This is a genomic window from Tenacibaculum litoreum (assembly GCF_964513915.1).
Lineage (GTDB): Bacteria > Bacteroidota > Bacteroidia > Flavobacteriales > Flavobacteriaceae > Polaribacter > Polaribacter litoreum.
The window spans coordinates 640,506-666,650 of sequence record NZ_CAZEQS010000002.1; the positions used below are offsets into that span (position 1 = coordinate 640,506).

A 26,145-nucleotide genomic window follows, 5' to 3' on the forward strand; every position below is an offset into this window, starting at 1 on the left:
ATTAACAATCACGGGAATCTATATTAAAAGCAAATAACTATGAGTATCATAATAAACATTCATGCACGTCAAATTTTTGATTCAAGAGGAAATCCAACAGTAGAAGTAGATGTAACTACTGAAAATGGAATTGTAGGTAGAGCAGCAGTACCATCAGGAGCTTCTACAGGAGAACACGAAGCTGTTGAATTACGTGATGGAGGTGATAACTATATGGGTAAAGGTGTATTAAAAGCGGTTGAAAATGTTAACACAGTTATTGCCCAAGAGTTATTAGGAGTGTCTGTATTTGAGCAAAACATGATCGATCAACTTATGATTGATTTAGATGGAACTCCGAACAAATCAGTTTTAGGAGCAAATGCTATTTTAGGTGTTTCTTTAGCAGCAGCAAAAGCAGCAGCCAATGAATTAGGATTACCATTATATCGTTATGTAGGCGGAGTTTCAGCAAACACGTTACCAGTTCCTATGATGAATATCATTAATGGAGGTTCGCATTCAGATGCACCAATTGCATTCCAAGAGTTTATGGTTATGCCAGTAAAAGCTCAAAACTTTACAGAAGCAATGCAAGTAGGTTCTGAAATTTTTCACAATTTAAAGAAGGTTTTACACGATCGTAATTTATCTACAGCAGTAGGTGATGAAGGTGGGTTTGCTCCAACGCTTGAAGGAACTGAAGACGCTATTGAAACAATTGCTTTAGCAACTAAAAACGCTGGATACAAATTTGGAGAGGAAGTAATGATTGCATTAGATTGTGCTTCTGCAGAATTTTATGTAGATGGAAAATATGATTACACAAAGTTTGAAGGAGATAAAGGAGCAGTAAGAACTTCTGAAGAGCAAGCTGCTTATTTAGCAGAGTTATGTGAAAAATATCCTATCATTTCTATTGAAGATGGAATGGATGAGAACGATTGGGATGGATGGAAGATGTTAACAGAAAAAGTAGGAGATAGAGTTCAGTTAGTTGGAGATGATTTATTTGTAACAAACGTTGAGCGTTTATCAAAAGGAATTGAGAATGGAATTGCAAATTCAATCTTAATTAAAGTAAATCAAATAGGTACATTAACAGAAACAATTGCAGCAGTAAACATGGCACATAATGCAGGTTACACTTCAGTAATGAGCCACCGTTCTGGAGAAACTGAAGATAATACAATTGCTGATTTAGCTGTAGCATTAAACTGTGGACAAATTAAAACAGGTTCAGCTTCACGTTCAGATCGTATGGCTAAATACAATCAATTGTTACGTATTGAAGAAGAATTAGCTGATGTAGCTTATTATCCACAAGAAAAAGCATTTAAAGTAAAATAATTTATTTTACATATAAACTTTAAAGCTCGTACTTAAGTACGGGCTTTTTTTAATTATAAAAAAGGTATCTTTTTTGATGATAAGAAAGGTAAGTACAAAGTGTTTTGAAAGTTAATTTTGAATCCTAGTGTATAATACGAAATGCCAATAGTTAGTCTTTATTTGAAAATATAACGGAATGAATAATCTAGATTTATAAATAAAGAAACAAAGGCTGTCTTAAAATATAAGACAACCTTTGAAATCAAATTCAATTCGTTTGTTTTAGTTGTTTATTAATTTAAGTTTAAGAATTCTTCTTCAGAAATTTCACCTGTGTAAATTTTATGTAATTCCTCTAAGTGAGCTACAATATTTTCATGCTGACTTTGTTCTATAGACGCTGGCTTTTTTAATTCTAATTTTAATCTACCACCTACAACATAATAGTCATAGTAGTAAAAGAAGTTTCTATCAAAATTTCTGTTAGAATAAGTTCCGTTATCTCCTAATAAATACCCTAATCTAAAAGCTGATCTTCTTTGAGATGCAGTACCGTGAGAACTTCCGTTAGGTCCAGCTAATGTTTGTGAAAAATTATAAGCACTAGCAGCAGTGTTCCAGTCACTAGTATAAGTTCTTCGGATAAAATATCCTCCAAATCCATCAGCTTCTAATTCAGTAGCACTAACGTGATTACCGCTAGGTATAGTATTATCCCTAAATTGTACCTGATGTCCCATTTCATGAGCAGCAACGTAAGCAATGGCAGCATTACCATAGTTTAAAGCACTAGCTAACAATTCCTCACCCCATACAATATAACCGTTAGAAAAAGAAAGAGCATTGAAAGTTCCGTCTCCACCTGCCAAGTATAAAGGTACATTACCCATTCCAAAAAAACTTGCAGCTTCATTGTGTTCAGTCCTTAAAAAATTAGTAGTAGATTGGTTAACTATATATTCTGCCCAATAAGAGTTAGGGCCAAAGCCATCAACTGTGTAGTGGTCAGCGTTGTTAACATTTAACATACTTGGTGAACTAATGCCTGTAGGTGCGTTGTCGTTTGTAAGGTTATTTTCTTCTTGGGTACATTGTACAGTAAGAAAGGATATGCATAATAATGCAATAATAAATTTAATTTTTTTCATTGTGAAAGGTTTTGTGAATTGAATTAATTTTTACGAAAAGTAGGTATAGTTATCTGATTGATAAAAAAATAATAAAAATTTAACATTTTTTATCGTAATGTTGTTTTTTTTGTAAATAAATAAAGTAACACTTTTATTTGTTTTATCGATTTGGAAACCTGTACATAAATGTGGGCTTTTTTGAGTATGTGGTATTATTTTTGTTAGTTAGAAAATAAAAAGTTAGACATCTATAAGCTATGAAAAGAACAATAATTCTATTTATTACAATATTCTTTACAGTTTACCTTTCGAATGCTCAAATAAGTATTTATGATGCGGTACAAACGGGTAAAGAAATTTCTAAAGGAGAAAAGAACCCAAATAAATTACCTCCTAAGTTTATTCAAACAGTTGAGTTTGGATCTTCTCTTCCAAGTGAAATCAAATATTATTTTAGTACAGATGAATATTTTTCCGCTCAAGAATTTAAAAGACGTTTATCTTTCGAATTATTTTATAACATAAATTACCCTATTATAAGAAAATTAACTTTAGGAGCAGTGGTAGGTATACAACACCAATCACAACAAAGTATTACAGGGTTAAAACTAGGAGCAACTTTACGATATTATTTTAAAAACTACGAAGGCGTTAATATGTATGTTATGACAGCAAGAAGTATTGGTATTTCAGACAATGTAAAAAATGAAGGAGGAGAAGGAAATATAAGATTTGGATTACAATTTCCTATTATAGAATTAGAAGATTTTGATGACTTTAGAGTTACTTTTAATGTTTTTTGGGATAATGATTCTTATGCTATTAAAAAACCTCTTTTAGGAAATGAGACGCCTGATAATATGGTTTTTCGATCAGCTTATGGGTTAGCAATAGGTTTGCAGTTTTAATTGTTTATTATATAAAAAAAGTAACTTGTTCTTAAAAGGATTTTAAATAAGAAATTATTATTTTTTTATATTAAAAATCTATCTATTTGCTCTTTTAAAATAATCCAAAAAATGGTATCTTCGCAACTCACTTCAATCATAAAAAATTATAGTTAAAAAATGGCAGATATAGCAAAATTACAAATTGGCGAAAATACGTATGAGTTTCCTTTAGTAAAAGGAACAGAAAATGAAACTGCAATTGATATTAAAAACTTAAGAGGAGCCACGGGTGGAGTTATAACGATTGACCCAGGATATAAGAATACAGGTTCATGCCAAAGTGCTATAACATTTTTAAATGGTGAAGAAGGTATTCTAAGATACCGAGGGTATTCAATTGAAGAATTAGCAGAAAAAGCAGATTTCTTAGAAGTAGCTTACGCTTTAATTTTTGGAGAATTACCAACCAAAGTACAATTAGATAAATTTTATGGAGATATCTTAGATGAAGCTATCGTTGATGATGATATCAAAAAAATAATTGATGCTTTTCCAAAGAATGCACATCCAATGGGAGTGTTATCATCTTTAACATCTGCATTAACAGCTTTTAACCCATCTTCTGTAAATGTAGATTCAGAAGAAGATATGTATAAAGCAATCGTGAAGATAATGGGAAAATTCCCAGTACTAGTAGCATGGACGTTACGTAAAAAACAAGGCTTACCATTACATTACGGATCTCGCAAATTAGGATATGTAGAAAACATCTTAACAATGATGTTTCAAAAACCAAACGATGAGTATGAGTTAAATCCGATTATGATTAATGCTTTAGATAAGTTATTAATCTTACATGCAGACCATGAACAAAACTGTTCTACGTCTACAGTACGTATTGTTGGATCTTCTCATGCAGGATTATTCGCATCATTATCGGCAGGTATTTCAGCTTTATGGGGGCCTTTACATGGAGGTGCAAACCAAGCGGTATTGGAAATGTTAGAAGCAATTAAAGAAGATGGAGGAGATACTAAAAAATACATGGCGAAGGCTAAAGATAAAAACGATCCTTTCCGTTTAATGGGATTCGGACACCGTGTGTATAAAAACTTTGACCCAAGAGCAAGAATCATCAAAAAAGCTGCTGATGAAGTATTAAATGATTTAGGAGTTGAAGACCCAATCTTAGATATAGCAAAAGGATTAGAGCAAGAAGCATTAAATGATCCATATTTTGTAGACAGAAAATTATATCCTAACGTAGATTTCTATTCAGGAATTATTTATCGTGCTATGGGAATTCCTGTAGAAATGTTTACAGTAATGTTCGCTTTAGGACGTTTACCAGGGTGGATTGCTCAATGGAGAGAGATGCGTTTAAATAAGGAACCAATTGGTCGTCCACGTCAAGTTTACGTTGGAGAGAACTTAAGGGAGTTCGTAGAATTAGACAAGAGATAAACTATTTAAAAAGTGTCATTTAAAATAATTAAATGACATTTTTTTTATTTAAAATAACTGATGATGAAAGAAATTAAAATTATCAAAAACAGATCAGATATTGGAGCAGGAACTCGTGGGTCTGATATGGGGGTAGATGCAATTGAAATTGCAGCGATAAATAAAAAAAGTAATTATTTCGATTCTTTTGATTTTGAAGATGTAATTACAGAAAATGAATCTATTTATAACAAAGTAAATAATTCGTTTGCAAAACGAATTGACAGTGTTTTTAATCAGTGTAAACGATTAAGTAATCACGTAAAAGTAAATTTACAAGAAGGGAAGTTTCCAATAGTTTTATCAGGAGATCATTCTTCAGCGTTAGGAACTATCAGTGGAGTAAAGGCAGCAAACCCAACTAAAAGAGTCGGAGTAGTATGGATTGATGCTCATGGAGATTTACATTCTCCTTATACATCACCATCAGGAAATATTCACGGAATGCCTTTGTCTGCTGCTATTTCAGATGATAATTTAGATTGCCAAATCAATGATGTAGACAGAGAAACATCAGAGTTATGGGAGCGAATGAAGAATATAGGTACTCCAGGACAAAAAGTTTTACCTGAAGATATTGTATTCTTTGGGGTTCGTGATACGGAAGAGCCAGAAAACAAGCAAATGGAGAAGTATGGTATTAAAAACTATATGGTTGACGAGGTTCGCTATCGCGGATTAGAAGTTTGTGTAAATGAAGCTTTAGAAAAACTATCTAATTGCGATGTAATTTATGTGTCATTTGATGTAGATGCAATGGATTGTGATATGATTTCTTATGGAACTGGAACACCAGTGCCTAAAGGATTTGATCAATATGAAATTATCAATATTATAAACGGGTTGTTAGCAAGTAACAAAATTGCTTGTGTAGAATTTGTGGAGGTGAACCCTTTGTTAGATTTAAAAGGAAATAAGATGGCTGAAACTGCTTTTGAAGTGCTTGAAGAAGTAACTAAAAAAGTAAAGAGCCTTTAAGCTGTCAATTAAGGTATATTATATAAAAGCGAGTCTATTTTGACTCGCTTTTGTATTTAAATATAAAAAATAATTTAGCTTTTTACCTTTAGGAGTTCAAGTTCAGCCCCAAGTGCTTTTAAAGAGTTTTCTCTATTATCAAGTATCTGTAATATCTCCTGTTTGGCTTCTTCAAAACTATGTTGTAGTTGTGTAAACATAGTTTTGTAATAAGTAATACCAGTTTGCATATTTGCTATAAAAGTAAGTAAGTATTTTTTTTCTTTTTTAGTTATTTCTTTTTTAGCAGCTTCTATTTTTCCTTTTAAATAATCAATATAAATAAACAGTTCTTTTATAAAAACGTGGGGTCTTTTGGTTCTCGTAATCACATTATCTCGTCCATAAAGATGATCAACCATTGTTTTTAAACTTGATATTTTAGAATAGTACGCCATATTAGGTCCCGGACATATAGAAACTCCTGTACCTTCTGTTTTTGTTTCTAAATCATATGCTAACAATGCAGAGGTACCTAAACCTACACAAGTACATGATTTTTCTACAATGCTGTTATAACGATTTTTATAATCATCTTCTGCTAAATTCTGTGAGTTTAATTCCTTAATTTTTAAATATTGGTATTCACGTGAAGCGGTACAAATACCAGTTTCCTTAAACTCTTTGTTTAATGCAACAAATTTTTTAGGACAAGAACTTCCTGGTCTTCCCTTGTTGATTAAGGTTTCTTTTTCTATGTCTTTTGTGTTGTTTTTTAAATTGTGAAAGGGTACTCCTAATGGTGAGATATTGCTTAAATACAAATCATCTTCTTTGGCCTGCGCCAATTTATTTAAGGTTTGATTATCTACCGTTGTGGCCTCTGGTACTAACAAAAATGGAGAACCCCAGCCTACAGCATCTAACTGATATTCTTTTATTAAAAAGTCGTGTTCTTCATGAGTACCAACACCGCCTTGTGCTGTTATTTTGATATCTAATGGTTGTGTTGGAACAACTCTGTTTTGATTTTCGAGTTCTTGTTTCAAAACAGTTTCAATAGTCGCTTTTAAACTTCCTCTCTGTGCTTTAAACTCTGCTAAAACAGGACCTAGCAAATATCCATCTGTTGCAAATGCATGCCCACCGCAATTTAAACCAGATTCAATGCGGTATTCAGAAACCCACAACCCTTTTTTAGCTAGAAACTTACCTTGTATTAATGCCGATCTATAATCGCTTACTTTTAAAATAATTTTCTTTTTAAAAGTTCCGTTTGCTGTAGGATAAAAATCATCAAATGTGCTCATATAAGCATATAAACGAGGGTTCATCCCTGCTGAAAGCACTACAGAAGTACTTAAATTACTCTTAGCAAACCCTCTTAAGGCAGCATGAGCATCGTTATATTCTACAGGTAATTGTTCTCCTTTAATGTAATTATCTTTATCAACCTTAGTCATGATATTTACATCAATTGCACCTTTTACCAAATGTGTATCTAACCAAGATTTAATTTCAGACAAGGTTACATTACTTTCTGTTAACTTTTTGAACTCTTTTTTAAGTGTTGAACTAGAAGGTAACATTTCTAAGTAAGTTTTAAAGGCTTTTCCTTTATCTAGTGCAGATTTTTTAAGTTCTTCATATTTTTTATCTACAGCAGTATTCATCAAATCAAGATATGCGGTAATTCGTTTTGCTCTAAAATCATCCACTTTATTTGTGATTTCTTGATAGGGCATTTCAAATTTCTCACTATACATCTTTCTTAATTTTTCAATAAGAATATCATCAACAAGAGAAATGACAGAATCTATACCGTATTGGGCAACTTTTAAGGGGGAATCTATTGTAAAACCAATACCCATAACAGGTATGTAGAATGAGTGTGCTTTTGTGTGCATGAAGTAGTGTTTTTTTTAGGTTACGTTACTTTATTAACGCGCTAAATTAAGTTGATTAAAAACCACGAATCATGATATTTATCATAAATACAATATCATAAGCTTTTTAAAAAAGAGTAAACTTTTTTCTTGAAGAAGAAAATAAACGTTTACATTTGCGAGTGTAAATTCTGTATGTTAAAGTGTATAAATAAAGAATTTATAAAAGTAATTTATTTCGAGAGAAAGTTTTAATACTTACATCTCGATTATCGAGTAAACTTTAGGAGTAGCTAGTTCGCTAGTTTGAGAAAGATCCTTTGAACCTGATATGGTTAACACCAGCGTAGGGAAAAGTTATGTAATCTTAATTTAAGCATCGTTTTTTATTTGTAAAGAACGATTCTGAATTTCTTCTACGGTTTACTTTAAATATGTGTTAGTATGATAACGATAAAAGTAAACAATAATCAACAAGAGTTTTTAAGTCCGTTAGTATTGCAAGAATTAGTAGATAAACTACAGATTCAAACCAATGGAATTGCTATTGCTGTTAACAGTAGCGTGGTAAAAAAAGCAGATTGGCCTTCAAAATTGCTCCAAAACAATGATGATGTTTTAATCATTAAATCTACACAAGGAGGATAATATTTTCAGAAAACAAAATTCAAAGTATAAACAAACAACCTTAAAATGAAGAAAAAAGATACAGCTCCAAAACAAGATGGTGTAACAAGACAACCATTTCCGAATTCAAAAAAAATATATGTTCAGGGAAAAATTCATTCACAGATAAAAGTAGCAATGCGCGAAATCGAATTGAGCGATACTATTGATTCGATGACAAAAAAAAGAACTCCTAATGAGCCTGTAACAGTATATGACACTTCAGGTCCTTATACAGACCCAAACAAAGAGATTAATATCCATAGCGGATTAGAACGTATTCGTGAGCAATGGATTTTAGATAGAGGAGATGTGGATGAATTAAATGAATTTACTTCTGATTATTGTAATGAGCGATTGAATGATAAAAGCTTAGATCATCTTCGATTTAACTTAAAACATAAACCTAAACGGGCTAAAAAGGGACAAAATGTAACACAGTTACATTACGCAAAAAAAGGAATTATTACTCCAGAAATGGAATACATTGCCATTCGCGAAAATCAGCGAATAGATGAAATGACACGTTTGTCTAAACAACATCCTGGACAAGATTTTGGAGCCAGTATTCCTGCTAAGATTACTCCTGAGTTTGTTCGAGAAGAAGTTGCTAGAGGACGTGCGGTAATTCCTTCAAATATCAATCACCCAGAAGCAGAACCTATGATTTTAGGACGTAACTTCTTGGTGAAAATTAATGCGAATATTGGAAACTCTGCTACAACATCATCAATCGAAGAAGAAGTAGAAAAAGCGGTTTGGGCATGCCGTTGGGGGGCTGATAATATTATGGATTTATCCACAGGAAAAAATATTCATGAAACTCGTGAGTGGATTATCCGTAATTCACCGGTACCAGTAGGTACTGTACCAATTTATCAAGCTTTAGAAAAAGTAAATGGAGTTGCTGAAGACTTAACCTGGGAAATTTTTAGAGATACTTTAATAGAACAAGCTGAGCAAGGAGTAGACTATTTTACAATTCACGCAGGAGTTCGTTTACGTTATGTACCAATGACAGCAAAACGAATTACAGGTATTGTTTCCCGAGGAGGTTCAATTATGGCAAAATGGTGTTTAGCGCATCATAAAGAGAGTTTTTTATATACTCATTTCGAAGAGATTTGTGAAATCATGAAAGCTTATGATGTAGCTTTTTCGTTAGGAGATGGTTTACGTCCAGGTTGTATTGCTGATGCTAATGATGAAGCTCAATTTGCTGAATTAGAAACTTTGGGGGAACTAACCAAAATAGCACGTAAACATGAAGTACAATGTTTTATTGAGGGGCCGGGTCATGTACCAATGCACATGATTAAAGCAAATATGGATAAACAGTTAGAAGCTTGTGATGAAGCTCCGTTTTATACTTTAGGACCTTTAACTACGGATATTGCCCCAGGATACGATCATATTACTTCAGGAATAGGAGCGGCGATGATTGGTTGGTATGGTTGTGCAATGTTATGTTATGTAACGCCAAAAGAACATTTAGGGTTACCCAATAAAGAAGATGTTCGTACAGGGGTGGTTACCTATAAATTAGCAGCCCATGCAGCCGATTTAGCAAAAGGACATCCTGGGGCGCAACACAGAGATGATGCTTTAAGTAAAGCACGTTTCGAGTTCCGTTGGGAAGATCAGTTTAACTTAGGGTTGGATCCAGAACTGGCAAGAGAATATCACGATGAAACATTACCTGCAGAAGGAGCTAAAATTGCACATTTTTGCTCTATGTGTGGGCCAAAATTCTGCTCTATGAAAATATCTCAAGAAGTACGTGATTTTGCAGCTGAAAACAAAGTAGAAGGAGATGAAGTCTTTGCAAAAGGAATGGAGGAAAAATCAAAAGAATTTAAAGACAAAGGTTCAGAAGTTTATCTATAATTAAAATAAATGAGTAGGAATTAGAATAGTACTATTTCTAATTCCTAACTCCTTTAACCTAATTCCTACTATATGATTGTTCTGATAGCACCCGAAAAAGATATTCCCAATGAGATAAACATCCTTCAACAATTATTTGAAGAGGGATTGGACTATTATCATTTCAGAAAACCTGATAAGAATTATGAAGAGCATGTGGCCTATTTGAGTCAAATAGATGAAAAGTATCATAACAGCATAGTTACACATTATTTTCATGAGCTGATCAACGAATTCAACTTAAAAGGAATTCATTTTCAAGAGCAAAAAAGAGTTGATTCTCTAGAGAATGGAAGCGAATACTTTATCGGGTTAAACATGTTGGGAAAAACCATGAGCAGTTCTTTTCATGAGCCTGAAGAATTAGCAAATTGTGATATTGAATTCGATTATCATTTATTGAGTCCTGTTTTCTCTTCTATTTCAAAAAAAGGGTACGAAGGAAGAGGGTTTGATGTAAATCATATTGATAAAACCATTATAGGTATGGGCGGAATTAATACCAATACTATTCAAGAAACAATTGAATTGGGTTTTCAGGGAATAGGTGTTTTAGGTGGCGTTTGGAATACAGAAAATCTAGTAGAAAGCTTTAAAAATATTAAACGTCAGTACGAGGAGTACACGACGAAGTAATCTTTTTGTCAAAAGAAAGTATAGTAAAAGAATGAAGCAAAAAAACTACATACTAACAATCGCAGGATTTGATCCATCAAGTGGAGCAGGGTTGACTTCGGATATTAAAACTTTTGAAGCACATGGGTTGTATGGAGTATCGGTATGTACAGCAGTTACAGTTCAAAATGATATTGATTTTAAAGACTGTGTTTGGATGGATAAAGAAACCATCATCAATCAAATTGAAACCTTATTTGAACGTTTTGAAATATCAGTAGTAAAAATAGGAATCATCCAATCTTGGGACGTAGTATTAGAAGTTATTCAAACACTAAAAAAATGTAATCCATTTATAAAAATAGTATTAGATCCTATTTTAAAAGCTAGCGCTGGATTTGAGTTCCATTCCCAAGAGCATATAAAAGTGTTGGAAGAAGTATTGCAACACTGTGATTTTATCACTCCAAATTATGATGAAATCAAAGCTTTGTTTCCCAATAAATCAATTGAAGAAACCATTGAATTCATTTCAGAAAAGACCAATGTCTATTTAAAAGGAGGACATAGAGAAGCTAAAAAAGGGTGGGATGAAGTATATCACAGCAAAATAGTACAGCTAAATATTCCACCAAAAGCTATAGCTGTTTTTGAAAAGCATGGAAGCGGTTGTGTATTGTCTTCAGCTTTAGCTTCAAATATAGCAAAACAACTTCCTTTAGAAGATGCATGTATACATGCGAAATGGTATACAGAACAATTTTTAAACTCTAATGAAACGCTCTTAGGAGAGCACTCTTATAGGTAATTAAGGAGTTTGGAAGTAAAGAATTTAAGAAGACGAATTATGATAAAAAAATAAGTATATGAAAAAGACAACATCATTTGATGATTTATCAATTTGGGAAAAAGGACATCAGTTTGTGTTAGAAGTATCCTTAATAAATTTTAATACTTAACTCCTATTTTAACACACTAATTACTAAAAAGAATGATAAGTAAACTACACTATATAACACAAGGAAAAACACCAGAAGAGCATTTAGAAAATGTTCAAAGAGCCTGTGCTTCTGGAGCAGAATGGGTGCAACTTCGATTAAAGAATCTGGATCCGAAAACTATTTTAGAAACAGCTCAAAAGGCAAGGGAAATTACGAGTCATTTTCAAACTCGTTTAATTGTGAACGATTATTACAAAGTAGCTAAAGAAATCAAAGCAGATGGAGTTCATTTAGGAAAAACAGATACGTGTCCGTTAAAAGCAAAAGCGTATTTAGGTGATTTATATATCGTAGGAGGAACAGCCAATACGTTGGAAGATTGTAAAAAACTCTTAGAAAAGGGAGTCGATTATATAGGTTTAGGCCCTTTTCAGTTTACTGAAACTAAAAAGAATTTAAGTCCAGTTTTAGGAGTTGTTGGCTACCAAGCAATCTTAGAAGAATTAAAAACAACCACTCCAATAATAGCCATTGGAGGAATCACTATAGAAGACGTATCTGAAATTATAAACACAGGAGTATATGGTGTCGCTGTTTCAGGAGCGATTACTCAGAATTTTAACTCGATTCCTGCATTCCACAAAATTTTAAAAGCACCAAGTACTAACGAACAAGTGTACAAAATAGGAGCACAATAAATCAGTAACAATGAATACTAACTTAACCATAGCCGATAAAACATTTACCTCACGATTATTTACAGGGACAGGAAAATTCAGCTCCTCACAATTAATGAAAGAAGCTTTGTTAGCTTCAGAAAGTGAATTGATAACAGTAGCTTTAAAAAGAGTAGATGTTCAAAACGAAGAAGATGATATTTTATCACATTTAAGTCACTCAAGAATCAATTTATTACCAAATACTTCGGGAGTTCGTACCGCAAAAGAAGCTGTATTTGCAGCAGAATTGTCTAGAGAAGCGTTAGAAACGAATTGGGTAAAATTAGAAATACATCCAGATCCAAGGTATTTATTGCCAGATCCTATAGAAACCTTAAAAGCGGCAGAAGCGTTAGTAAAAAAAGGATTTGTAGTGATGCCTTATATTCATGCAGATCCGGTTTTATGTAAACGATTAGAAGAAGTAGGAACACAATGTGTAATGCCTTTAGGAGCCCCTATTGGAAGTAACAAAGGATTGAAAACGTTAGAGTTTTTAGAAATCATTATTGAACAATCTACTATTCCAGTAGTGGTTGATGCTGGTATTGGAGCACCTTCCCATGCAGCATATGCTATGGAATTAGGAGCCGATGCTGTTTTGGTAAACACAGCTATTGCAGTATCACAAAATCCAGTAGCCATGGCGCAAGCCTTTAAGATGGCAGTAGAAGCAGGAAGAATGGCATATGAAGCAAAACTAGCTCCTGTAAGAAAACAAGCAGCAGCAAGTAGTCCGTTAACGAGTTTTTTAAGTTAGATTAAGCAGTGTCATAATTAAGTCTAGTGATAAAATCCACCGAAAGAAACGTTAAAAATGAAAAGCTGTTTGAGCGAAGCGAGTTCTTTTCATTTAGTTTCGAGGATGTGATTTTTATCAGCTAAGGGTTAATAAGACTAGATTTTTTTGTTTCTTTTTTCATCAATGGAAAAAAGATAAAACGAACAATATATTATGAGTAGTTTCAAAAACACATTCAACCAATACAATTGGGATGAAACTTTACAAAGCATATTCGATAAAACATCCGTTGATGTTGAAAGTGCTTTATCAAAGGATAAACTCGATTTAGAAGATTTTAAAGCGTTGATATCTCCTGCAGCAAAACCATTTTTAGAGCAAATGGCACAAAGAAGTCGTATCCTCACTAAAAAGCGATTTGGAAATACCATACAAATGTATGCTCCAATGTATTTGAGCAACGAGTGTCAGAATATATGTACGTATTGCGGATTCAGTTTTACCAACAAAATTCCGAGGAGAACCTTAACCGATGCTGAAATATTGAAAGAAGTTGCTTTTTTAAAAGCAAAAGGTTACGATCACATTTTGTTAGTAACAGGAGAAGCTAATCAAACAGTGGGGGTTGATTATATTAAAAATGTAATTCAACTCATACGCTCACAATTTTCAAATATTACTATTGAAGTGCAACCTTTAGATCAAGATGAATATGAATTGTTGATTGAAAGCGGATTATACGCGGTGTTGGTATATCAAGAAACCTATCATCAACAAGCCTATAAAAAGCATCATCCAAAAGGGAAAAAATCAAATTTTGAGTATCGTTTGGAAACTCCTGATAGGCTTGGGAAAGCTGGAATTCATAAAATAGGATTAGGCGCTTTATTTGGACTGGAAGATTGGCGTGCGGATAGCTTTTTTACCGCATTGCACTTAAAATATTTACAGAAGGCCTATTGGAAAACGAAGTATTCTATTTCATTTCCACGTTTACGACCTCACTCTGGAGGCTTAGAACCCAAAGTAGAAATGACGGATGCTGATTTGGTACAATTAATCTGTGCGTTTAGACTATTAGATGAAGATGTAGAGCTGTCAATGTCTACCCGAGAAAGTGAAGTTTTTAGGAATAATATTGTTAATTTAGGGGCAACCTCAATAAGTGCAGAGTCAAAGACAAATCCTGGAGGGTATAGTGTTGAACCACAATCGTTAGAGCAATTTGAAATTTCAGACGAACGAAGCACTGAAGAAATTGTACAGATGCTAAAAGGTCAGGGATTAGAAGTAGTTTGGAAAGATTGGGAGCATTTTAGAAGTTAGACCGTTACACTATTAGAATCAAGAATGAAGATTTTAAGAGTTATTGAGGTGAATTTATTCTACAATTAAACATGAACTTAAGTCAAGAAGAACAAAAACAATACAATCGTCACCTAATTTTAGATAAAATAGGAGAAGAAGGGCAGCTAAAACTTAAACAGGCCAAAGTATTGGTAATCGGTGCTGGTGGATTGGGGTGTCCTGTATTGCAATATTTAACGGCAGCAGGTGTAGGTACGATTGGAATTATCGATGATGATGTAGTAGACCAAAGTAATTTACAACGTCAAGTATTATATACGATAGATGATATAGGAAAGTCTAAAGCAGAAACAGCAGCGAATCGTTTATCTAAATTGAACCCTTTTGTTCAATTTCATGTATATAAAGAAAAATTAACCAATCAGAATGCCGTTTCTTTATTTGAGAAATATGATGTAATTGTAGATGGAAGTGATAATTTTGCCACTCGTTATTTAACCAACGATGCAGCAGTACTCACTCAAAAACCATTGGTGTACGGTGCTATTTTTAAGTTTGAAGGACAAGTAAGTGTGTTTAATTATCAAGGAAGTGCTACGTATAGATGTTTATATCCAACGCCTCCAAAACCAGAAGAATCACCCAATTGCTCAGAAATTGGTGTAATAGGTGTGTTACCTGGAGTTATAGGAAGTTTACAAGCCAATGAAGCTATTAAGGTTATTTGTGGAATAGGAGAGGTGTTAGCCAATAAATTATTGATGTATGATACCTTAAGCATGCGTCAAATGATATTAAAGTTTGAAAGAACCGATAAAGCAGAGGTAACGGAGTTAGATAACGATTATGAATTCTTTTGTGGAATTAAGACTGCTAACCACGAAATAACTTTACAGGAGTTACAAAATAATCTAACATCCTATAATTTATTAGATGTTCGTGAAGATTGGGAACGGGAACAACATCATATAGGTGGACAACACATTCCGTTAGGAGAGCTTACTCAACGATATGAAGAAATAAACACCGAGAAGCCTGTGATTGTTTATTGTAAATCAGGAGTACGTAGCCAACGAGCAATTGACTTTTTAGAGCAACAATTTGATAGCATTACTTTTATAAATTTAAAGAAGGGACTGGGATAGTAATTTACAAGAGCTTAAAAGCAGACTTTTCTTATTTCCAGCAGATAACAATACTTAATTAAAAAATCTAAGAAAGAATGCTACGCAATCTTCGTCCCGTTTTTAACAGTACGTTCAGCAGTTAACAAAGTAACCTCTTTATCATCTCCCAAACCACCTAATACAAGGCATTCACTCATCATATTAGCAATTTGTTTTTTAGGGAAGTTTACTACAGCAACCACTTGTTTCCCTATTAAATCTTCAGGTAGATAAAGTTTAGTAATCTGTGCTGAGGTTTTTTTAATTCCGTAATCACCAAAATCAACCTGCATTTTATAAGCAGGATTTTTAACCTCTTTAAAAATTTCCGCAGAAATAATCGTACCAATACGCATTTCTACTTTTGTAAAATCGTTCCAAGTTAAATTGTTATTGTCTTCCATAGTTTAGTTATTTTCTAGCAATCGTTTTGCAGCAGTAAATGGAGTAGTTTTCCCGTTTTCCAGTTTAGTAACTTCCTGCTGTAAGCGTTCTTTAATTTTTGGATTATTGTAAAAGTTATTTTTCAATTGTTGATTGATGGTTTCTAACAACCAATAGTTATTTTGTTCATTTCTTTTCTGTTGAAAATAGCCTGATTTTTTCACTAAACTCATATACTCTTCAATCATAGCATAGATAGCATCAATTCCTTGATGATGAAGTGCACTAGCCAATAAAACTTTAGGTTGCCAATCACTTTCCTTAGCAGGGTATAAGTGTAAAGCTCTGTTAAATTCTACTTTCGCCAGTTTAGCATTTTTCTCGTTACCGCTATCTGCTTTGTTAATCACAATCGCATCCGCCATTTCAATAATTCCACGCTTAATACCTTGTAATTCATCACCAGCGCCTGCTAGTTTCAATAATAAAAAGAAATCGGTCATAGAATGTACAGCCGTTTCTGATTGCCCAACACCTACCGTTTCAATAATAATTGTATCAAAACCAGCTGCTTCACATAAAATAATACTTTCACGTGTTTTTTGAGCAACACCACCTAACGAAGTTCCAGAAGGAGAAGGTCGAATAAAAGCATTTTTATCAGTTACTAATTCCTCCATACGTGTTTTATCACCTAAAATACTTCCTTTATTAATAGAGCTACTCGGATCCACCGCCAAAACAGCTACTTTTTTACCTAAAGAAGTTAAATGTTTACCAAAAGCCTCAATAAATGTACTTTTTCCTACACCTGGAACACCTGTAATTCCAATTCTAACCGATTTATTGGCATACGGTAAACAAGCTTCTAAAATTTCATTGGCTTGCTGTTGGTGTTTTGGATTCGTGCTCTCCACTAATGTAATTGCTCTACTTAAAAAAGGAATATTACCAGCAACTATTTGAGTAACAAATTCTTCGGTTGAGGTAGTTTTTCTTCTGTTACGCTTTATTTTTTCTGCAGATGATTTACTGGTGGTTTCAGGCTGAGAAACCCCGTCTTTTTCAGAGAGTGCAGATGTGTCTTTGTCGGTCATTATGTAGGTAAAACAAAATAATAACGTAAATTTAGAAATAAAAATGCAGGAAAATGCAACGCGGCGGAAAAAGTCTCGTATTTAGGGTAAGAAATCAAGAATGAAATCAACTAAACAGTTACATCAATCGGTAATAGATGCCTGTAAAAACAATGATGCAAAAGCACAAATGCAATTGTATGACTTGTATTGTGATGCTATGTATACAGTGGCGTTACGTTATGTGAAAGATTCGTTTACTGCGGAAGATGTAATGCAAGAAGCATTTATAAAAGCATTTAAAAATATTGATTCATATAAAGAAGAAGTAGCGTTTGGTGCTTGGTTAAAAAGAATCGTTATCAACCAAAGTATTGATTATTTAAAGAAGAGAAAATTAGAACTAGTTTCTATTAACGAAGAAATTACCACAGTAGCAGATGATGATAATTGGAATGTAGCCTCTACGATATCGTATCAAGATATTGTAAACTGCATTCAACAATTAAAAGAAAAGTATAGAGTTGTGTTAACCCTGTTTTTATTAGAAGGGTATGATCACGGAGAAATTTCTCAAATATTAGGAATTTCGGAAGTGAGTTCGAGAACACATTTATTAAGAGGGAAAAGACAAGTGCAAGAACAATTAAAAGCAGTACATCATGTCTAAAGATATTAGAGAAATACTAAAAAGCAATGTTGAAAGCACAGAGAGGTTATCAACAAATCACAGACAGCGTTTTCAACAAAAGTTGATGGATGAATTGCATTCAACACCATCAGCAAAAAAATCATATCAATGGTTGTATATAGCGGCATCAATAGTGTTGTTGGTGAGTTTAGGGATTCAGTTTTATCCAACAAACACTGTAGATCCAATAATAACAGAGCTTCCAAAAGAAACTCAAAATCAAATTAGTTTAGGAACCATTTCACCCGAGTTAAAAACGGTGGAAGACTATTATGTAAATACAATTAATTACGAATTAAGTCAGTTAGAATTAACTGACGATAATAAAGAACTTTTTGATGGTTATTTAACCAAGCTAGGTGAATTAACCAAAGAATATAAATCGTTAACCAAAGAGCTCAATACAAAAGGAGTTAACGACGATACTATCAATGCATTGATTGGAAACCTGCAATTACGTTTACAGCTGTTAAAACGTATGCAAAAACAATTACAAGAATTTAAAAATCCAACTCAAAATGACATTCAAACAATTTAAAATCAGTGTTTTTTTACTGTTAGTAACTGGCGTTGTATCTGCACAGAAATACGACAAAAAGTTTAGTGAAAATTTTAAAACAAATAAAGACGTAGTAGTTAATATCAATGCATCTAATGCAGATGTTGATGTAACTACATGGAACAAAAATGAAGTTTCAGTAGAAGCAGTTGTCGAGGTTGAAGGGCTAGATAAAAAAGAAGCTCAAAAATATTTAGACAATTGGAAATTTGAAGCTTTAGGGAATAAAAGTAAGGTACAAATTAATGCCAATAAAAATAGCTTTAGAATAGGAGGAGACAATATTGTATTCTTCAATTCATCAGACAATAATTACCCAAGAGTATTTCAATTTGATGGTAATGATGAGGTTGTGGTAGTTCCAGAAGTAAGAATTCCGGAGATGCCTGAAATACCAGAGATACCAGAAATAAAGATTCCAGAAATCAACTTTGAAGAAATCGTTACAGGTCTAGAAGACATCGAATTTGACTTTGATAAGTATGCAAAAGATGGAGGAAATTACTTCTTTCAATGGAGAGATGGTGTGAATGATATTACTATTAAGTCGAAAAAAGAGTGGGAAGAATTTAAGAAAACAGATAAGTATAAAGAGTTTAAAAAGCATCAAGAAGAAAGAAAAAGAGAGATAAAAAAAGAATTAGAAAGAGTTAAAAAAGAACGAATAAATCAAAAAGAGCTAAGAAAAGAAATGGCTAAAGCTAGAGCCGAAATTAGAAAGATAAATAGAGAAGAAATCAGAAAAGAACTTGCAAAAGCTAGAAAAGAAATGCACAAGGCAAGAAAAGAGATGCAAAAAGTCCGTATGAATTATTCTTACTCTTCTGACAGTGATAACCTTATGATTAATGGAAAAAAAGTAAAAATCACAAAGAAGATTACGATAAAAGTTCCAAAATCAGCAACATTTGACTTGAATACACGTCACTGTAAAGTAAAATTGCCAAAAACCAAAGCTTCAGGAAAGGTTAGTTATGGAACCTTCAAAGCTGACGCACTTGACGGTGGAAAATTAAATATTTCATTTTCACCAGTAAATATAAATTCATTAAACGCTTGTACGTTGTTCTTAAATAATGTAACCGATGCTCAATTAGCATCGGTTACCAACACAACCGTAAACTCTAATTCATCAGGATTGGTAGTGAGCAATGTTTATAGTAATGTTGAAGTAAATAATAAGTTTGGAAACTTAACCATTACCAAAATACATCCTAGTCATGATAATTTAAAAGTATTTTTAAGTTATTCAGATGCTGGAGTTGATTTAGCAGGTATAAACAAAAAATTCAATATTCAGAGTGATAAGGTTAAGAAACTAAAAGATGGAAGCGTAGAATATAATGGAGAGTTTATTTTAATTTCAAACGATAAGAAAATTGAAATAGACGGTAAATACAGTCAATTAAAAGTTAAAAATCAATAAGAAATACAAACAAAATTACTTTTTATTTCTACAAAATTGCTACCAAATTCTTTTTCTATATTCTTTATAAAGTGCCTATATTAGCGATTGCAAATAGTCATTTTTACTATGGAATTATACAAAGAAAATCAACTTAAAATATATAACTCTTTAACCAAATCAAAAGAGCTTTTTAAACCAGTAATTGAAGGACGCATAGGTATGTACGTATGTGGTCCTACAGTATATAGCAACGCCCATTTAGGAAACGTACGAACTTTTATGTTTTTTGATGTGGTGTATCGTTATTTATTGCATCTTGGGTACAAAGTGCGTTATGTGCGTAACATTACGGATGCTGGTCACTTAGAAAACGATGCAGATGAAGGTGAAGATAGAATTGCAAAGAAAGCACGATTAGAAGAAATTGAACCGATGGAAGTAGTGCAACGTTATACAGTTGATTTCCATAATGTATTAAACAACTATAATTTTTTACCACCAAGTATAGAGCCTACAGCAACAGGTCATATTGTAGAGCAAATTGAAATGATTAAAGAAATCATGGAAAAAGGTTTTGCTTATGAAGTAAATGGTTCTGTATATTTTGATGTGTTAAAATATAACGAAACAGGTAACTACGGAATCCTTTCTGGTAGAAAAATAGAAGACGCTATACATAACACAAGAGCGTTAGACGGACAGTCAGATAAAAGAAATCCACAAGACTTTGCACTTTGGAAAAAAGCTGATGAACGTCATATTATGCGTTGGCCTTCACCTTGGAGTGATGGTTTTCCTGGTTGGCACTTAGAATGTTCAGTAATGAGTACAAAGTACTTAGGTGAGCAATTCGATATTCATGGTGGAGGAATGGATTTAAAATTCCCACATCACGAGTGTGAAATTGCACAATCACAAACATGTAGTGGTGTTAAACCAGTAAACTACTGGATGCATACCAACATGCTATTGTTGAATAGTCAAAAAATGGCAAAATCAACAGGGAATTTTATTTTACCAAATGAAATTTTAACGGGAGAAAATAACATCTTAGGAAAACCGTTTTCTGCAAGTGTAGTTCGTTTTTTCAATATGCAAGCTAACTATAGAAGTATTTTAGATTTTTCTGGAGAAGCGTTAGAAGCTGCTGAAAAAGGACATGCAAAGTTAATGGAAGCTGTAGACTTCTTAGGTAAAATTGAAGCAGGCACTACTTCTACATTTGATGTGCAGAAATGGAAACAAGACTGCTACGATGCTATGAATGATGATTTTAATACACCAATTTTAATATCACATTTATTTGAAGCAGTAAAAGTTATCAATCAAATAAAAGAAGGAAAAGCAAGTTTAACTACTGATGACTTAGAAGTGTTTAAAAATACAATCAACGCGTTTGTTTTTGATGTATTAGGACTAATGAATGAAACTTCAGAAGGAAATAGTTCAGACAAACTAAGTGGCGTAGTTGAAATGTTAATAAGCATGCGTAAAGAAGCACGTGAAAATAAAGATTGGGCATTGTCTGATGAAATTCGTGATAGACTACTGGAATTAGGTATTCAATTAAAAGACGGTAGAGAAGGAACAACGTTTACAGTTAATTAATTGAAAAAAATACTAACATATCCGTTTATATTACTAGTTCGATTTTATCAAACAGCAATATCTCCGTTTACACCAGCAACATGTAGATATTCACCAACGTGTTCAAGCTACACAATTGAAGCGTTGCAAAAACACGGATTGTTTTACGGTGGTTGGTTGGCTTTGAAAAGAATTTTCAGTTGTCACCCTTGGGGAGGAAGCGGTTACGATCCTGTTCCAGAGAAAAAAGAAAAAAAATAATCGTCATTGGGGAGTTTAAGACGAAGTAATCTTTTGAGATAGCTTCATTTTAACTTGTCTTGATTGACAGCCGAAAGGTTCGTAATGACACAAAAACTAAATTAAAGTAGATGAATTTTTTATCCATAGTGTGGGATTGGAACCCAGAAATAATAAATTTAGGAGGTTTTGGTATTCGTTGGTACAGTTTAATGTTTGTAGCAGCGTTTATTTTAGGACTTCAATTAATGAAAAAGATATATATCAACGATAACATTTCTGTTGAAAAACTAGATCCGTTATTTATGTACGTATTCGTTTCTATGTTGGTAGGAATGCGTTTAGGAGATGTATTCTTTTACAGTTGGGATTATTACCAAAATCATTTACTAGAAATCATATTGCCATTTAAAAAACAAGAAGGAGCTTCTGCTTTATTCGGGTTGTTAGATGGATGGAAATTTACAGGGTTTACAGGGTTTGCAAGTCACGGAGCAGCAATAGCAATTCCAATAGCAATGTACTTTTACGCTAAGAAACACTTACAAAAGCCATGGTTGTTTATCTTAGACAGATTAGGAATTATGGTGGCCTTAGCAGGATTTTTCATCCGTTTCGGAAACTTCTTTAATTCTGAAATTTACGGAAAACCAACAGGAAGCAGCTTTGGTGTAATCTTTAAAAGAGCAGGAGAGACGGTACCACGTCACCCAACCCAATTATACGAAGCATTTAGTTACTTAGTATTGTTCTTTGCTTTATGGTATTTCTATTGGAAAACAGACAAGAAAAATCAAACAGGATTTTTATTCGGGCTGTTTATGGTTGTGTTATGGACGTTACGTTTTGTAATAGAGTTCTTAAAAGAAGCACAAGTAGAAGGAAGAGAAGATTGGGTATTTAATACATTAAACACAGGTCAGGTGTTAAGTATTCCGCTAGTGTTAATCGGTTTTTGGTTAATGTTTAGGAAGACAAAGTAATCATCATATGTGCTAAAATAATAGTATAAATAAAGTTTAACCTCTCAGAAATATATTTTTGAGAGGTTTTTTGTTTTCTACAGGAAAAAAACGCAATAGAATAAGGCTTTACTTTTAGTTTTTTCGTTTATCCACTTCAAAAAAAGGAGGCAAAACACCAATAGAGATTTAGTTTTTTTGCTCTGTATTTTTATTTGTTCAGGTTGTAGGTTTGTGTAAAAATAAAAACTAACTACTAAAAAAATAATCATGGAACAAATTTTAATAACTGGTAGTGATAAGCCAGAATTAGTTGTAATCTTTAAAAAGGAAGCTAAAATTAGGCGAAAAAGTGCTACTGAAATAACTTCAAAAAAAGTTTCTAAAGATGCTATTAAACCTATTCAAGATTTAATGAAAAAAAAGAAGTTTAAATTTCAGTCATTATTTGAAAAATCTAGAATACCTAAAAGTGCAGGAAAAATCTATCGAAAATTAAAGTATGATCCTAAATCATTCTTTTTGGTACAAAGTGAATCTAAAGACCTAGAAAAGTTAAAAAGTGATTTTTTAAAGAATGATTTGGTAGAGACCGCATATATTAAACCTCCAACAATTGAACCTAATAGTTCTACACCTGATTTTACAGGTAATCAAGGGTATTTAGAAGCAGCACCAGAAGGAGTAGATGCTCGTTATGCATGGCAGTTTGGTGGAGGTAGAGGAGAAGGAATAGATATTATTGATATTGAAAGAGGTTTTAATTTTGATCATGAAGATTTACAAGATGGTTTTGGAGGTCTCCTTGAAGGTACTAACAGAGCAGCATCTGAAAATCATGGAACAGCTGTTTTAGGGGTTATGGGGGCAGATGATAATGGCTTTGGAGTAACAGGTATTTCACATAACGCTCATATCAGTGCGATATCGTATCATGGAGGGCTAGGAACTTCTCAGGCTATTATTAATGCAGCAGATCGTTTAAATGCAGGAGATATAATTCTTTTAGAAGTACACAGACCAGGACCAGCAGCTAACGGTAGTGGACAAGATGGGTTTATTGCAATTGAATGGTGGCCAGATGATTTTGCAGCTATAGTATATGCTACTTCAAAAGGAATAATTGTAGTAGAAGCGGCAGGAAATGGTTCAGAAGATTTTGATAATGATATATATAATCATCCGCAATCTGGTTTTCCTAATTCATGGAAGAACCCTTTTAACCTAAGAAATCCACAATCAGGTGCAATTATTGTAGGTGCTGGTTCACCAAGTAGTACAAATAATAGAACTATTTTAAGTTTTTCAAATTGGGGATCAAGAGTTGATGTTCAAGGATGGGGACAAAGCGTTGCTACAACAGGTTATGGTAGTTTACAAGGAGGTACTGATGATAATTGTTGGTATACAAATGGATTTAATGGAACTTCTAGTGCAAGCCCTGTAGTAACGGGTGCTTTAGCTTGTATACAAGGAAGGTTAAAGGCAAGAGGAAAAACATTATTAACGCCAGACACTGCTAGGAATATTATGCGTAACACGGGTTCTAATCAAATGCGTTTTAGCGGTAATACAGAGGGAAGTTCTCCATCAAATTGGAAAGGAATGCCAGCTAACAGTTTTGGAAGAGGTATAGATGCAGCCTTGTGGAATGGAAAAAGCGATAAATTATACATGTTTAAAGGAAGTCAATATGTAAAGATTAACCCGAATGCCAATTGGAGTGTTGAACCTGAGTATCCTAAGCCAATCTCTGGAAATTGGTCAGGATTCCCTTCTAGTTTTGCATCAGGAGTTGATGCTGCTTTTTGGAGTGACACTAATAATAAAGTATACTTTTTTAAAGGGAGCCAATATCTTAGAGTTGACCCTAACAATGGTTGGAAAGTTGATTCGGGGTATCCTAAATCGATTTCAGGAAACTGGCCTGGGTTACCTACTAATTTTAATAATGGAATTGATGCAGCAATATGGAATGAAAAGAATAATAAAATTTATTTCTTTAAAGGAGGGGAATATCTTCGCTTAGATCCAAATAATAGTTGGAATGTTGATCCTGGGTACCCTAAACCAATTTTAGGAAATTGGCCTGGTTTAAATAGTAATTTTACCAACGGAGTTGATGCGGTTTTATGGAGTGGAACTAATAATAAAGTATACTTCTTTAAAGGTGAAGATTATGTGAGAGTAGACCCTTTTAATGGATGGAATCAAGATCCAGGATATCCAAAGTTGATAGCAACAAATAGAATAGGAAAAAGACCAGATTTAAAACAAGCGTTTGCAACTTTAAATATAGATTCTAACTGGCCTGGTTTTCCAAGTAGTTTTGGACAAAATCTTGATGCTGCAGTTTGGGCAAATAAAAATAATAAAGCGTATTTCTTTAAAGGAAATCAGTATTTAAGAGTGAATCCAGCAAACAATTGGGAAGTAGATTTTGGATACCCAAAACCAATTTCAGGAAATTGGTCTGGTTTTCCAGCTGATTTTGCAAATGGTGTAGATGCAGCTGTTGGAAATACAGTTAATAATAAGATTTACTTTTTTAAAGGAAGTAAATACATAAGAGTTGACCCGAATAATGGTTGGAAAGTTGATGCTGGTTACCCTAAGTCGATTTCAGGAAACTGGGCTGGTTTACCTGCTAACTTTACAAATGGTATAGATGCTGCAATTTGGAGCGGAACCAATAATAAGATTTACTTTTTTAAAGGAAGTGAGTATGTTAGAGTAGATCCGAATAATAGTTGGAAGGTTGATGCAGGTTACCCTAAACCTATTACAGGTAATTGGCCAGGGTTAGATACTCCTTTTAATAATAGCTTAGATTGTGCTTTATGGAATGGGAATAGTAATAAAATGTATTTTTTCTCAGGAAGTGAGTATCTTAAAGTGAACCCAGCAAATAACTGGAAAGTGGATAAGTATTATCCTAGGCCGATTATTAATTAAAAAGAAATTCGTAAACTTATAAAGTAAGAACTTCTTAAGGCTTCATATTTTATTAATTGAATAGAAATGAGTTTGGTAAAAATATATTGTATCTTAAGTTTCTCGCTTCTTTATACTTGTGCAAATAAAGGAAGTAAAGAATCTTTAAAAGTTAAAACTAATTTAAAAATGAGTGAAATAGTTGTTTATATAAGTGTTGCTTCACAAATTATATTTGAAGATAATTCTTTTAAATATATAAATGGAGAAGAGGTAGAGAACATTAATACAATAGTTAAAAATAACAGTATAATTGTAAAACCATTAATGGGAAAAAATACTTTATCTGATACTGATGCTATATTTTCACTAAGAGTGAAAAGTAAAGATTCAGAAAAGGTTTTAAAAGATTTACAATCTTTAGATTTTGTTAATGGTGCTTATATTAAAGTTCAATCGGAAGAGCCTTTTGAAGAATAGATGAGTAAGGTAAAACCAGAAAATCATATTTCAATTAATAGAACAAAAAACTCCAAGGGTATCC

Annotated in this window: 24 protein-coding genes and 1 riboswitch; of the genes, 20 read left to right on the top strand and 4 right to left on the bottom strand. The window is 33.0% G+C overall.

What is annotated here, in order from left to right; translation table 11 throughout:
• The first annotated feature begins 39 nt into the window (after nucleotides 1–39).
• Nucleotides 40–1,329, top strand: a complete 1,290-nt coding sequence (gene eno / locus ACKTTR_RS04345; protein ID WP_125068399.1) for a phosphopyruvate hydratase — start codon at nucleotides 40–42, stop codon at nucleotides 1,327–1,329.
• Between the two features lie 275 nt (nucleotides 1,330–1,604).
• On the opposite strand, the gene ACKTTR_RS04350 is transcribed toward eno, so the two are convergent.
• A complete protein-coding gene (locus ACKTTR_RS04350; protein ID WP_408026673.1) occupies nucleotides 1,605–2,459 on the bottom strand; it encodes a neutral zinc metallopeptidase in 855 nt (284 codons plus the stop codon).
• 239 nt (nucleotides 2,460–2,698) lie between these two features.
• Between ACKTTR_RS04350 and ACKTTR_RS04355 the strand changes: the two genes are divergently transcribed.
• The 3 genes from ACKTTR_RS04355 to ACKTTR_RS04365 all read left to right on the top strand — a co-directional run bounded on the left by ACKTTR_RS04355 (nucleotide 2,699) and on the right by ACKTTR_RS04365 (nucleotide 5,812).
• A complete protein-coding gene (locus ACKTTR_RS04355; protein ID WP_408026674.1) occupies nucleotides 2,699–3,349 on the top strand; it encodes a hypothetical protein in 651 nt (216 codons plus the stop codon).
• 159 nt (nucleotides 3,350–3,508) lie between these two features.
• On the top strand, nucleotides 3,509–4,795 hold the full coding sequence (locus ACKTTR_RS04360) for a citrate synthase (RefSeq protein ID WP_408026675.1): 1,287 nt from the start codon (nucleotides 3,509–3,511) through the stop codon (nucleotides 4,793–4,795).
• Between the two features lie 63 nt (nucleotides 4,796–4,858).
• Complete coding sequence (locus ACKTTR_RS04365) at nucleotides 4,859–5,812, top strand: arginase (protein WP_408026676.1); 954 nt, start codon at nucleotides 4,859–4,861, stop codon at nucleotides 5,810–5,812.
• A gap of 74 nt (nucleotides 5,813–5,886) precedes the next feature.
• Here the strand turns inward: ACKTTR_RS04365 and ACKTTR_RS04370 are convergent, their stop codons facing one another.
• The gene (locus ACKTTR_RS04370) at nucleotides 5,887–7,698 is read right to left on the bottom strand and encodes a hypothetical protein (protein ID WP_408026677.1); all 1,812 of its coding nucleotides are present in this window, start codon (nucleotides 7,696–7,698) and stop codon (nucleotides 5,887–5,889) included.
• Between the two features lie 254 nt (nucleotides 7,699–7,952).
• A riboswitch (TPP riboswitch) is annotated at nucleotides 7,953–8,047 on the top strand.
• A 74-nt stretch (nucleotides 8,048–8,121) separates the two neighbouring features.
• On the opposite strand from ACKTTR_RS04370, the gene thiS reads away from it, so the two are divergent.
• The 8 genes from thiS (at nucleotide 8,122) to moeB (ending at nucleotide 15,739) form a co-directional block, all read left to right on the top strand.
• On the top strand, nucleotides 8,122–8,325 hold the full coding sequence (gene thiS, locus ACKTTR_RS04375; RefSeq protein ID WP_408026678.1) for a sulfur carrier protein ThiS: 204 nt from the start codon (nucleotides 8,122–8,124) through the stop codon (nucleotides 8,323–8,325).
• Between the two features lie 45 nt (nucleotides 8,326–8,370).
• Nucleotides 8,371–10,230: a phosphomethylpyrimidine synthase ThiC gene (gene thiC / locus ACKTTR_RS04380; protein WP_408026679.1), complete on the top strand. Its 1,860-nt coding sequence runs from the start codon at nucleotides 8,371–8,373 to the stop codon at nucleotides 10,228–10,230.
• 72 nt (nucleotides 10,231–10,302) lie between these two features.
• Entirely contained in the window at nucleotides 10,303–10,905 is a 603-nt protein-coding gene (locus ACKTTR_RS04385) for a thiamine phosphate synthase (RefSeq protein WP_408026680.1), read from the top strand.
• 31 nt (nucleotides 10,906–10,936) lie between these two features.
• A complete protein-coding gene (locus ACKTTR_RS04390; protein WP_408026681.1) occupies nucleotides 10,937–11,692 on the top strand; it encodes a hydroxymethylpyrimidine/phosphomethylpyrimidine kinase in 756 nt (251 codons plus the stop codon).
• A 183-nt stretch (nucleotides 11,693–11,875) separates the two neighbouring features.
• Nucleotides 11,876–12,523, top strand: coding sequence for a thiamine phosphate synthase (gene thiE, locus ACKTTR_RS04395; RefSeq protein WP_408026682.1), 648 nt, complete (start codon nucleotides 11,876–11,878; stop codon nucleotides 12,521–12,523).
• Nucleotides 12,524–12,533: 10 nt separating this feature from the next.
• The gene (locus tag ACKTTR_RS04400; RefSeq protein ID WP_408026683.1) at nucleotides 12,534–13,304 is read left to right on the top strand and encodes a thiazole synthase; all 771 of its coding nucleotides are present in this window, start codon (nucleotides 12,534–12,536) and stop codon (nucleotides 13,302–13,304) included.
• 195 nt (nucleotides 13,305–13,499) lie between these two features.
• Nucleotides 13,500–14,612, top strand: a complete 1,113-nt coding sequence (gene thiH, locus ACKTTR_RS04405; protein ID WP_408026684.1) for a 2-iminoacetate synthase ThiH — start codon at nucleotides 13,500–13,502, stop codon at nucleotides 14,610–14,612.
• A gap of 71 nt (nucleotides 14,613–14,683) precedes the next feature.
• Nucleotides 14,684–15,739: a molybdopterin-synthase adenylyltransferase MoeB gene (gene moeB / locus ACKTTR_RS04410; protein ID WP_408026685.1), complete on the top strand. Its 1,056-nt coding sequence runs from the start codon at nucleotides 14,684–14,686 to the stop codon at nucleotides 15,737–15,739.
• Between the two features lie 80 nt (nucleotides 15,740–15,819).
• Here moeB and ACKTTR_RS04415 read toward each other — a convergent pair whose 3' ends face one another.
• Together ACKTTR_RS04415 and meaB are read right to left on the bottom strand one after the other, a co-directional pair.
• Nucleotides 15,820–16,164 carry a tRNA-binding protein gene (locus ACKTTR_RS04415; RefSeq protein ID WP_408026686.1) on the bottom strand — a complete coding sequence of 115 codons (345 nt, stop codon included), beginning with the start codon at nucleotides 16,162–16,164 and terminating at the stop codon, nucleotides 15,820–15,822.
• Between the two features lie 3 nt (nucleotides 16,165–16,167).
• A complete protein-coding gene (gene meaB, locus ACKTTR_RS04420; RefSeq protein WP_408026687.1) occupies nucleotides 16,168–17,241 on the bottom strand; it encodes a methylmalonyl Co-A mutase-associated GTPase MeaB in 1,074 nt (357 codons plus the stop codon).
• A 100-nt stretch (nucleotides 17,242–17,341) separates the two neighbouring features.
• Between meaB and ACKTTR_RS04425 the strand changes: the two genes are divergently transcribed.
• The 8 genes from ACKTTR_RS04425 (at nucleotide 17,342) to ACKTTR_RS04460 (ending at nucleotide 26,081) form a co-directional block, all read left to right on the top strand.
• Nucleotides 17,342–17,890, top strand: a complete 549-nt coding sequence (locus ACKTTR_RS04425; RefSeq protein WP_408026688.1) for an RNA polymerase sigma factor — start codon at nucleotides 17,342–17,344, stop codon at nucleotides 17,888–17,890.
• Nucleotides 17,883–18,449 (top strand): hypothetical protein, encoded by a 567-nt coding sequence (locus ACKTTR_RS04430; protein ID WP_408026689.1) that lies wholly within the window; start codon nucleotides 17,883–17,885, stop codon nucleotides 18,447–18,449. The genes ACKTTR_RS04425 and ACKTTR_RS04430 overlap by 8 nt, the downstream gene beginning before the upstream one ends.
• Nucleotides 18,430–19,896, top strand: a complete 1,467-nt coding sequence (locus ACKTTR_RS04435; protein WP_408026690.1) for an MAP7 domain-containing protein — start codon at nucleotides 18,430–18,432, stop codon at nucleotides 19,894–19,896. The genes ACKTTR_RS04430 and ACKTTR_RS04435 overlap by 20 nt, the downstream gene beginning before the upstream one ends.
• Nucleotides 19,897–20,004: 108 nt before the next feature.
• Nucleotides 20,005–21,486, top strand: a complete 1,482-nt coding sequence (gene cysS, locus ACKTTR_RS04440; RefSeq protein WP_408026691.1) for a cysteine--tRNA ligase — start codon at nucleotides 20,005–20,007, stop codon at nucleotides 21,484–21,486.
• Entirely contained in the window at nucleotides 21,487–21,726 is a 240-nt protein-coding gene (gene yidD, locus ACKTTR_RS04445; protein WP_125343682.1) for a membrane protein insertion efficiency factor YidD, read from the top strand. It abuts the gene before it with no gap.
• 110 nt (nucleotides 21,727–21,836) lie between these two features.
• The gene (gene lgt, locus ACKTTR_RS04450; RefSeq protein ID WP_408026692.1) at nucleotides 21,837–22,688 is read left to right on the top strand and encodes a prolipoprotein diacylglyceryl transferase; all 852 of its coding nucleotides are present in this window, start codon (nucleotides 21,837–21,839) and stop codon (nucleotides 22,686–22,688) included.
• 249 nt (nucleotides 22,689–22,937) lie between these two features.
• Nucleotides 22,938–25,622 carry a hemopexin repeat-containing protein gene (locus ACKTTR_RS04455; protein WP_408026693.1) on the top strand — a complete coding sequence of 895 codons (2,685 nt, stop codon included), beginning with the start codon at nucleotides 22,938–22,940 and terminating at the stop codon, nucleotides 25,620–25,622.
• A gap of 168 nt (nucleotides 25,623–25,790) precedes the next feature.
• Nucleotides 25,791–26,081: a hypothetical protein gene (locus ACKTTR_RS04460; protein WP_408026694.1), complete on the top strand. Its 291-nt coding sequence runs from the start codon at nucleotides 25,791–25,793 to the stop codon at nucleotides 26,079–26,081.
• Nucleotides 26,082–26,145 lie beyond the last annotated feature (64 nt).

Coding starts and splice junctions, on each gene's coding strand:
- eno (WP_125068399.1), top strand. CDS start 40: ATGAGTATCATAATAAACATTCATGCACGTCAAATTTTTGATTCAAGA.
- ACKTTR_RS04350 (WP_408026673.1), bottom strand. CDS start 2,459: ATGAAAAAAATTAAATTTATTATTGCATTATTATGCATATCCTTTCTT.
- ACKTTR_RS04355 (WP_408026674.1), top strand. CDS start 2,699: ATGAAAAGAACAATAATTCTATTTATTACAATATTCTTTACAGTTTAC.
- ACKTTR_RS04360 (WP_408026675.1), top strand. CDS start 3,509: ATGGCAGATATAGCAAAATTACAAATTGGCGAAAATACGTATGAGTTT.
- ACKTTR_RS04365 (WP_408026676.1), top strand. CDS start 4,859: ATGAAAGAAATTAAAATTATCAAAAACAGATCAGATATTGGAGCAGGA.
- ACKTTR_RS04370 (WP_408026677.1), bottom strand. CDS start 7,698: ATGCACACAAAAGCACACTCATTCTACATACCTGTTATGGGTATTGGT.
- thiS (WP_408026678.1), top strand. CDS start 8,122: ATGATAACGATAAAAGTAAACAATAATCAACAAGAGTTTTTAAGTCCG.
- thiC (WP_408026679.1), top strand. CDS start 8,371: ATGAAGAAAAAAGATACAGCTCCAAAACAAGATGGTGTAACAAGACAA.
- ACKTTR_RS04385 (WP_408026680.1), top strand. CDS start 10,303: ATGATTGTTCTGATAGCACCCGAAAAAGATATTCCCAATGAGATAAAC.
- ACKTTR_RS04390 (WP_408026681.1), top strand. CDS start 10,937: ATGAAGCAAAAAAACTACATACTAACAATCGCAGGATTTGATCCATCA.
- thiE (WP_408026682.1), top strand. CDS start 11,876: ATGATAAGTAAACTACACTATATAACACAAGGAAAAACACCAGAAGAG.
- ACKTTR_RS04400 (WP_408026683.1), top strand. CDS start 12,534: ATGAATACTAACTTAACCATAGCCGATAAAACATTTACCTCACGATTA.
- thiH (WP_408026684.1), top strand. CDS start 13,500: ATGAGTAGTTTCAAAAACACATTCAACCAATACAATTGGGATGAAACT.
- moeB (WP_408026685.1), top strand. CDS start 14,684: ATGAACTTAAGTCAAGAAGAACAAAAACAATACAATCGTCACCTAATT.
- ACKTTR_RS04415 (WP_408026686.1), bottom strand. CDS start 16,164: ATGGAAGACAATAACAATTTAACTTGGAACGATTTTACAAAAGTAGAA.
- meaB (WP_408026687.1), bottom strand. CDS start 17,241: ATGACCGACAAAGACACATCTGCACTCTCTGAAAAAGACGGGGTTTCT.
- ACKTTR_RS04425 (WP_408026688.1), top strand. CDS start 17,342: ATGAAATCAACTAAACAGTTACATCAATCGGTAATAGATGCCTGTAAA.
- ACKTTR_RS04430 (WP_408026689.1), top strand. CDS start 17,883: ATGTCTAAAGATATTAGAGAAATACTAAAAAGCAATGTTGAAAGCACA.
- ACKTTR_RS04435 (WP_408026690.1), top strand. CDS start 18,430: ATGACATTCAAACAATTTAAAATCAGTGTTTTTTTACTGTTAGTAACT.
- cysS (WP_408026691.1), top strand. CDS start 20,005: ATGGAATTATACAAAGAAAATCAACTTAAAATATATAACTCTTTAACC.
- lgt (WP_408026692.1), top strand. CDS start 21,837: ATGAATTTTTTATCCATAGTGTGGGATTGGAACCCAGAAATAATAAAT.
- ACKTTR_RS04455 (WP_408026693.1), top strand. CDS start 22,938: ATGGAACAAATTTTAATAACTGGTAGTGATAAGCCAGAATTAGTTGTA.
- ACKTTR_RS04460 (WP_408026694.1), top strand. CDS start 25,791: ATGAGTGAAATAGTTGTTTATATAAGTGTTGCTTCACAAATTATATTT.